Source organism: Halomonas sp. (genome assembly GCF_031581305.1).
Lineage (GTDB): Bacteria > Pseudomonadota > Gammaproteobacteria > Pseudomonadales > Halomonadaceae > Halomonas.
Genome location: NZ_JAVLBC010000166.1, coordinates 1 through 7,158 on the forward strand (window position 1 = coordinate 1; position 7,158 = coordinate 7,158).

The 7,158-nt window shown below is 62.0% G+C and carries 6 protein-coding genes and 1 pseudogene; 3 read left to right on the forward strand and 4 right to left on the reverse strand.

Going from position 1 to position 7,158, the window contains the following annotated elements; translation table 11 throughout:
- Positions 1–119: 119 nt before the first annotated feature.
- The 3 genes from RI841_RS12805 to RI841_RS12815 form a co-directional block, all read right to left on the reverse strand.
- Complete coding sequence (locus RI841_RS12805) at positions 120–2,483, reverse strand: PAS domain-containing protein (RefSeq protein WP_310705999.1); 2,364 nt, start codon at positions 2,481–2,483, stop codon at positions 120–122.
- A 361-nt stretch (positions 2,484–2,844) separates the two neighbouring features.
- Positions 2,845–3,363, reverse strand: a complete 519-nt coding sequence (locus tag RI841_RS12810) for a L,D-transpeptidase (RefSeq protein WP_310706000.1) — start codon at positions 3,361–3,363, stop codon at positions 2,845–2,847.
- Positions 3,363–4,031: a TetR/AcrR family transcriptional regulator gene (locus tag RI841_RS12815; RefSeq protein ID WP_310706001.1), complete on the reverse strand. Its 669-nt coding sequence runs from the start codon at positions 4,029–4,031 to the stop codon at positions 3,363–3,365. The genes RI841_RS12810 and RI841_RS12815 overlap by 1 nt, the downstream gene beginning before the upstream one ends.
- 231 nt (positions 4,032–4,262) lie before the next feature.
- Here RI841_RS12815 and lexA point away from each other — a divergent pair, with 231 nt between their 5' ends.
- The 3 genes from lexA (at position 4,263) to RI841_RS12830 (ending at position 6,901) form a co-directional block, all read left to right on the forward strand.
- Positions 4,263–4,919: a transcriptional repressor LexA gene (gene lexA, locus RI841_RS12820; protein WP_310706002.1), complete on the forward strand. Its 657-nt coding sequence runs from the start codon at positions 4,263–4,265 to the stop codon at positions 4,917–4,919.
- Between the two features lie 102 nt (positions 4,920–5,021).
- Positions 5,022–6,068, forward strand: coding sequence for a DNA polymerase IV (gene dinB, locus RI841_RS12825; RefSeq protein ID WP_310706004.1), 1,047 nt, complete (start codon positions 5,022–5,024; stop codon positions 6,066–6,068).
- A 137-nt stretch (positions 6,069–6,205) separates the two neighbouring features.
- Positions 6,206–6,901, forward strand: a complete 696-nt coding sequence (locus RI841_RS12830; RefSeq protein WP_310706003.1) for a hypothetical protein — start codon at positions 6,206–6,208, stop codon at positions 6,899–6,901.
- A gap of 73 nt (positions 6,902–6,974) precedes the next feature.
- On the opposite strand, the pseudogene RI841_RS12835 reads toward RI841_RS12830, so the two are convergent.
- Positions 6,975–7,158, reverse strand: a pseudogene (locus RI841_RS12835) (hypothetical protein); the annotation flags it as partial.

The following is a 7,158-nucleotide window of genomic DNA, read 5'->3' on the forward strand; positions in this document are numbered from 1 at the left end:
ATAAGGGATGTTTACAGCATCGTATATTATTGATTGCTGCCACCCCTGGGTGTCAGCGGCGTTGGCAGATGGGGGCTCCCCTCCGGGGCCTCACATTCGTCGGGAGACGCCGAGCGGTCTTATCCCACCCGATTGCGGCCGGCTTTCTTGGCGGCATACATGGCGTCGTCCGCTCGCTTGATCCAATCCTTGATGGATTCAGCGGGGTGATATTCGGAAACCCCAAGGCTGATCGTTACATGCCCCGCCTCGGGCATCTCCGTCTGTTCGACGCGAATGCGCAGCTGTTCGGCCACCTGCCTGGCGTGATCACCCCGCGTATCGGGTAGCAATACAATGAATTCCTCGCCTCCCCAGCGCCCCAGGACATCGGTATCGCGCAGTCGCTCCTTCAGTGTCTCGACAACCCTGCGTAGTACCTCGTCGCCGAGATCGTGGCCGAAAGTGTCGTTGACTGCCTTGAAGTGGTCCAGATCCAGCATCACAAGGGTGCAGGGGGTTCCGTAACGACTTGCCCTGCGAGCCTCATGCTCCATGAGGGGCTCGATGTGACGTCGATTGGCTGTCCCCGTCAGTGGGTCATACGAGGCTTGATATTCAAGGCAACTCTCCAGTTCCTTCTGCCGGCTGATATCGAAGAAGGTCGCGATGTAATGCTCGAGCCGGCCACCGGGATCATAGATAGCCGTGATGAACTCATGTAGGGGGATTACCTTCCCCGAGCGGTGCAGATTCCAGATCTCACCCTCCCAGTACCCTTTTTCTTCGATCTGATCAAAAATGTTCTTGTAGAATTCGGGGCCCTGCACATAAGAGTGGAAGATGCGAGGATTCCGGCCAACTACCTGATCGGGGGTATACCCCAAAAGGGCCGTGAACCCGGGGTTGATCCGCTGGATCATGCCCGCTGAATCCGTGATGAAGATCGCCTGGCTACTCTGGAAGGTGGCGGCAAGCAGTCGCTGTTCCGCCTCCATCGCTCGAAGGCGGGTAACGTCCAGCAGCGTCCCGATCATGCGCAGCGGCTGATCGTTGGTGGAGAACTCGACCGACCCTCGGGCATCGACAATGCGCTCGGAACCATCTGGCCACAGGATCCGAAAGCCGATCAGGTAAGGCGATCCTTGCAGTGCCTCGTCCACTGCTGCCCTGACGCTTTCGCGGTCATCAGCGTGGACCCGTTGCAAGAACCCCTCGAAAGTCGGGGTAAAGGCGTCAGGCGTCACACCGAAGATGCGGAACACCTCCTCTGACCAGCGCAGGTCATCTGTGGCGACATCCCATATCCAGCTACCCAGATGAGCCAGCTGCTGGGCTTCTGCCAGCTCCGTTCGGCTCTGTTGCAAGGCCTCCTCGGCGACCACCTGCCGGGTGATATCCAGGAGGACACCATGCCAGAGTACGCTTCCGTCCTCTTCCACTTCCGGTGAGGACCGCCCTTCCAGCCAGATCTCGCCGCGTTGCGGATGCAGGAGACGCAGCCGCAACTGCCACGGAGTCAGATGGCGTCGTGATGCCTCGATGCTGGCCAGGAGCGGCGGTAGATCGTCGGGGTGGACTCGGCCGAAGGCCTTCGCGGCATCGGCTTCCATCTCCTCGTGAGGCAGGCCAAGGATATTGAGCGCACCCTCGCTGGCATAAGTGAACTGGGCCTGTCCGTCCGGCTGTTGACGATACTGGAAGAGTAAACCCGGGACGTTGCGAGCAAGCTTCTCCAGCCGCTGGGTGATTTCAATACGGTCGGTGACATCGCGAAAGGCCCCCACCAGCTCGATGATTCGGCCCCGGGAATCCCGGACCGTCGTCAGCTGATCATCCAGCCACTGCCAGCGACCTTCCGGAGTGCGTTGACGATAGTGGATCCGGGCATAACCGGGGGCATCACGCACGAGCCAGCGAGTCAGATCACGGTAGACCCGCTGGAAATCGTCCGGATGGACGTGCTCCTCCAGCCAGTCAGGCCGGCCTATCAGCGCCTGCGGCGACCAACCGGTAACGGTCGTCACGTTCTGGCTGACAAAGGTCATGGTGGCCAGATCGTCGGGCCGCATCGTATAGACCACGGCCGGACTGACCTGCATCAGGCGGTCCACCAGCGTCTGATTGTCCTTCCCGTGACATTCCCTGATTTCCGCGATCATCGAGAGTCGTTGTCGCCCCTCTTCGAGAGACTCCGCCATCCGAACCAGGGTCATGTTGACCCAGACCATGTCGTTGTCACCACGCTTGAGCAGGATTTCGAGACGACGCTCGACCTGGATGCCGCGAGCGATGTCCGCCAGACAAGCCGTAAACGCCATGCCGTACGACTCGACGATCAGGTCATGCAAGCGGCACCCCTCCAGCTGATCGATGCGCCAACCGAGCAGGCGCGCAAAGTAGGGGTTCACCTGCACCAGGACGCCCTCGATATCCAATCCGGCGAGGCCAACGGGGGCATGCTCGAAGATGGCAGCGCTGCTATGGAGTGAATCATCTGACATGCCTCGGCCCCCCCTGATGTCCTTGCAGCCGCAACGCTGCAAGACGGCCTCGCGCTGACGGCCTGAAATTGGCGCTTCGTTGTGGTGTCCTGGATCGCCCTTTCCATGGCGGTTTCACGTTCCCCATACAAGGCTATTGAAGAACATTCGGTCCGGCGACCGATTTCTTGAATACCTCGGGTAGACGTCCAGCGGCGTTCGCCAGTTCAGTGGCTTGCATGGTCGTGTACTAGACTGCCTTTGATCTGACCCTCATCAACCAAATTGATGATTCAAATGAACTAATGTAATCATTTTTTGGGAATGAGGTATTTTACCGCTGAGTTTTCCTGAACACCAAGCGGCCAAGGCCGAGGGCTGCTCAGTCGTGCAGCCATACCGGCGTGCCCGGCAGGACCACATCGAACAGCGCCAGCAGGTCGTCATCGCGCAGCCGGATGCAGCCATGGGAACGGGGAACACCCATGGGTTCGCTCGGCGGAGTACCGTGCAGGTAGATATAGCGCCGCTGGGAGTCGACCCTGCCGCCGCGGTTACGCCCGGGCTCCAGGCCGCTGAGCCAGAGGATACGGGTGAGGATCCAGTCGCGGCCCGGGTGGTCAGCCGCTAACACCTCGCTGTACACCTCGCCGGTGGGCCGGCGGCCGCGGTAGACGCTACCCGGCGGGTTGCCCGCACCGATGACAGCGCGAATAGTGTGCCAGCCGAGGGGCGTGGCGCCGCTGCCCTCCTCCTCTCCGGTGCCGTTGGCGGCCGTGGAGACCGGGCACCGCCAGTTGACCTCCCGCCCTCGCCAGACGGTGAGCCGCTGGGTAGCAGTGTCGATCTCCAGCCACGGCCTCTCCTCCGGCGGTAGCTCGGTGAGCCAGGGCGTACGCATCAGCCGACCTCGCGCTGGGCCGGCGCGGGCTCGGGCAGCGGCGCGTTCATGGCCGCCACGACCACCGGGCGCAGGCGGCGCACCAGGTCACGCACGTTGACGCGCTCGCCGTAGTCCTTCTCGGCGATGTCGCGCAGGGCATCCAGTCCGGAGAGGGTGAAGATCACCGTGCCCAGCATGAAGTGCAGCCGCCAGAAGCGCTCGGCGTCGGGCAGGTCCGGCGTGGCCAGACGCACCAGCTCGGTAAAGCGGGTGAAGACACTGCCGTACTCTTCCTGGATGTAGCGGCGCAGGTGGCCCTGGGCCTGGCTGTAGGCGAGCCCCAGCAAGCGCATGAAGACCTTGAGGCTATGACGCTCCGCCGGCACCTCGAGCACGCTGCGCGCCATGGTCTCCAGCAGCGCCTCCAGCGGGATGACGCCGCCCGCGTGGCGCGCCTCGAGCTCGTCGAGGGCGGCGTGGAAGCGAACGGTAAAGGGGTCAAGGTAGCGTGCGAACACCGCCTGGATCAACGCTTTCTTGGAGCCGAAATGGTAGTTGACCGCCGCCAGGTTGACCTTGGCCTTGCTGGTGATGTGACGCAGCGAGGTCTCGGCGAAGCCCCGCTCGGCGAACAGCACCTCGGCGGTATCGAGAATGCGCGTGACGGTGTCGGGCTGCTGGGCCATGGACAACGGCTCCATGTGGTTGGAAACATTTGTTTGAAAACTCCGGGAGTGTATGACAGGACAGGACATGGCTCAATAACGAAGTGATCCGAGCGTTTGAAACGCGAACACCTTTCACCGTTCTCCCTTGCTCCCTCCTTCCTTTTTACTGGATGGAAAGTCATGCTGTATACTTGAACAGACAAGTGGCGAAGCGATCGTCACTCCCTGGTTACCGATCCTGGAGGTCCCATGAGTCGCTCTCTCACGGCCCGGCAGCAGAATGTGTACGACTTCATCGTCAAGACCATGAACGAGCTGGGCTACCCGCCGACCCGGGCGGAGATCTCCCGGGCGCTGGGCTTCAAGTCGGCCAATGCTGCCGAGGAGCACATGCGCGCCCTGGAGCGCAAGGGGGCGATCAAGGTGATCCGCGGCACCTCCCGGGGCATCCGCTTGCCCGCCCAGGAGCCAGAAGCTGCCAACGACGAGGGGCTGGAGGAGACACCGCAGGGCCTGCCGATCATCGGCGAGGTGGCCGCCGGCAGCCCGATACTGGCCGCCGAGCATATCGACCGCTACTGCCCATTGCCCCCGGAGTACTTTACGCCGCGTGCCGACTACCTGCTGCGGGTGCGAGGGCTGTCCATGAAGGATGTCGGCATCCTCGAGGGCGACCTGCTGGCCGTGCATCGCACCGAGCGCATCCGCGACGGCCAGATCGTGGTGGCGCGACTGGAAGACGAGGTCACCGTCAAGCGCTTCCACCGTCAGGGCCATGTGGTCACCCTGGAGGCCGAAAACCCTGACTTTGCCCCCATCGAGGTGGACCTGCGCCACGACCCGCTGGAGATCGAGGGCATCGGCGTGGGTGTGATCCGCGGCGGCAGCGGCCAGGCGCTGGGCTAGGAGAGGTCGGATAAGCCGTAGGCGAATCCGGCGAGGCCTGCCCGGTGCGCTGTCGCTTACCGGGCCTACAGTTTCGGGTGCCTTCCTGATCGTATGAGTCAAATCCGCAAGATCCTCCACGCCGACTGCGACTGCTTCTTCGCCGCCGTGGAGATGCGTGACAACCCCGCTCTGCGCGACATCCCGCTGGCCATCGGCGGCTCGCGGGAGCAGCGTGGGGTGATCGCCACCTGCAACTATCCTGCACGCACCTACGGCATCCACTCCGCCATGCCCACCGCCCGGGCCCTGCGCCTCTGCCCCCATCTGACGCTGATGCGGGGCCAGTTCGAGAAGTATCGCGAGGTGTCGCGCCAGATCCAGGCGGTGTTCCACGAACTCACCCCGCTGGTGGAGCCGCTGTCACTGGATGAGGCCTACCTGGACGTCACCGAGGTCGAGGGCTTTCGCGGCAGCGCGACCTGGATGGCCGAATGGCTCAAGGAGGAGTGCTATCGGCGCACCGGGATTACCGTCTCGGTGGGCGCGGCGCCGTCGAAGTTCCTGGCCAAGATCGCCAGTGACTGGGAGAAACCCGATGGCCTGACAGTGATCCCGCCTCAGCAGGTCGATGCCTTCGTGCGCGACCTGCCGGTCAAGAAACTCCACGGCGTGGGGCCGGCCACCGGTAGCAAGCTCGACGCCATGGGCATCGCCACCTGCGCCGAGCTGCGCGAGCTCCCCATCGAGCGTCTGCTGGACGAATTCGGCAAGTTCGGACGCCGGCTCTTCGAGCTCTCCCGCGGCCTCGACGAGCGCCCAGTACGCGTCGAGTGGGAGCGCAAGTCGGTGAGCGTGGAGACTACCTTCGATCGCGACCTGCCCGACCTCGCGACCGCCAGCGCCGCCCTCGCCCCGCTCTGCGACAAACTGCAGGGCCGGCTGGAACGCCACGGCCACCCGCCGTTGGCCGGGCTCTTCGTCAAGGTCCGCTTCGATGACTTCAGCCTCACCACCCTGGAAAGCCGCGGGCTCACCCCCGATGCCGAGAACTACACCCGCCTGCTGAAACAGGCCTGGGCCCGCGCCCGCCGCCCCGTGCGCCTGCTCGGGGTCGGCGTGCGCCTGGTGCCGGAAGAAGCGAGGCAGCAGTTGGCCCTGCCGCTGTAGACCTTGCGTGATTCAAGCTTGTAGGGTGATGAGTTACGAGCTCTATTGAAAGGGTGGCATGGTCAGTATGGACACGAGGATTATAGATGCGACGCCATTAGCCATTACGCTATGCATCAGGCTGGTGAGGTATTGGTATGCAGCGCATCAAGATGGCACGAGTACTTCCGATCCTGTTGGCCATGCTCACCTCCGCCTGCACGACGGTTGGGAAACATGATCTTGATGCCTTGAACACCATCGATTTCGGCCCAGTGGAAAAATTGAGAGTGTGCTTACTCGTTGACGAGGGCATTACAGAGAGTAGCGCTAGAACATTATTCAAGAAGATGAGCGACGAACTCTCCATCTTCAATCTGGAAGTGGAAATCCCCTGGATAAGGCAATGGAAACGTCCCGCATTCTGGATGAATGGAATCCTTGAAGAAGTCGCGCTTCGGCCACTGGAACCCCCTTGCGATCGGCTGATGGCAGTTGTGGGACGCAACTTCGGTGACTTCCTCATCTCGTGGTTTGCACCTGAAATTCTCGGTGCCGTCGAAACCAATACGCACACCCGAGGGTACGTGGTAGGAAAAACGCTCACATTCAACCAATTGCTTCAGAGACCATCGGATGTGGCGGTTCATGAAAGCTATCACATGCTGGGGTGTATTCATGGACGCAGTCTCCGGAAATGTTACCCCTATATCCTTGAATTAAAACAGATTGCCCGCGCTAGTCGAGAGGAAGGTAACGACTTCTTCCCTGGTATATCGCTCGATCGGCAGCCCATAACGTCACGCGAGGAAACCGACGAGATCGTCCGTGCAGCGGTTGGTCAGTCAGAATGAACAAGCCCAGCACCTGACAAGGCGCCAATCAAGGCGTCGAACCGGCGTTGTCTGCATGAGCCACCGGGCACGGCTATTTCGTATCGATATACCGGTGATCGTTGAAGGTGGCGACCCAGCCGGGATGGTAGACCAGCAGGATGCTCATCAGCATGCCGGTGATGAAGGCCTCGCTGGGCATCAGCAGCGGCAGGAAGCGGGCATACTCCAGGGCCTGACGCAGGGCCTCGGCATCCGAGGCGCCCAGGGCCATCAGC

Bases quoted from the DNA above. Each gene is read 5' to 3' on its own strand.
- RI841_RS12805 (WP_310705999.1), bottom strand. From the start codon at position 2,483: ATGTCAGATGATTCACTCCATAGCAGCGCTGCCATCTTCGAGCATGCC.
- RI841_RS12810 (WP_310706000.1), bottom strand. From the start codon at position 3,363: ATGCGTACGCCCTGGCTCACCGAGCTACCGCCGGAGGAGAGGCCGTGG.
- RI841_RS12815 (WP_310706001.1), bottom strand. From the start codon at position 4,031: ATGGCCCAGCAGCCCGACACCGTCACGCGCATTCTCGATACCGCCGAG.
- lexA (WP_310706002.1), top strand. From the start codon at position 4,263: ATGAGTCGCTCTCTCACGGCCCGGCAGCAGAATGTGTACGACTTCATC.
- RI841_RS12830 (WP_310706003.1), top strand. From the start codon at position 6,206: ATGCAGCGCATCAAGATGGCACGAGTACTTCCGATCCTGTTGGCCATG.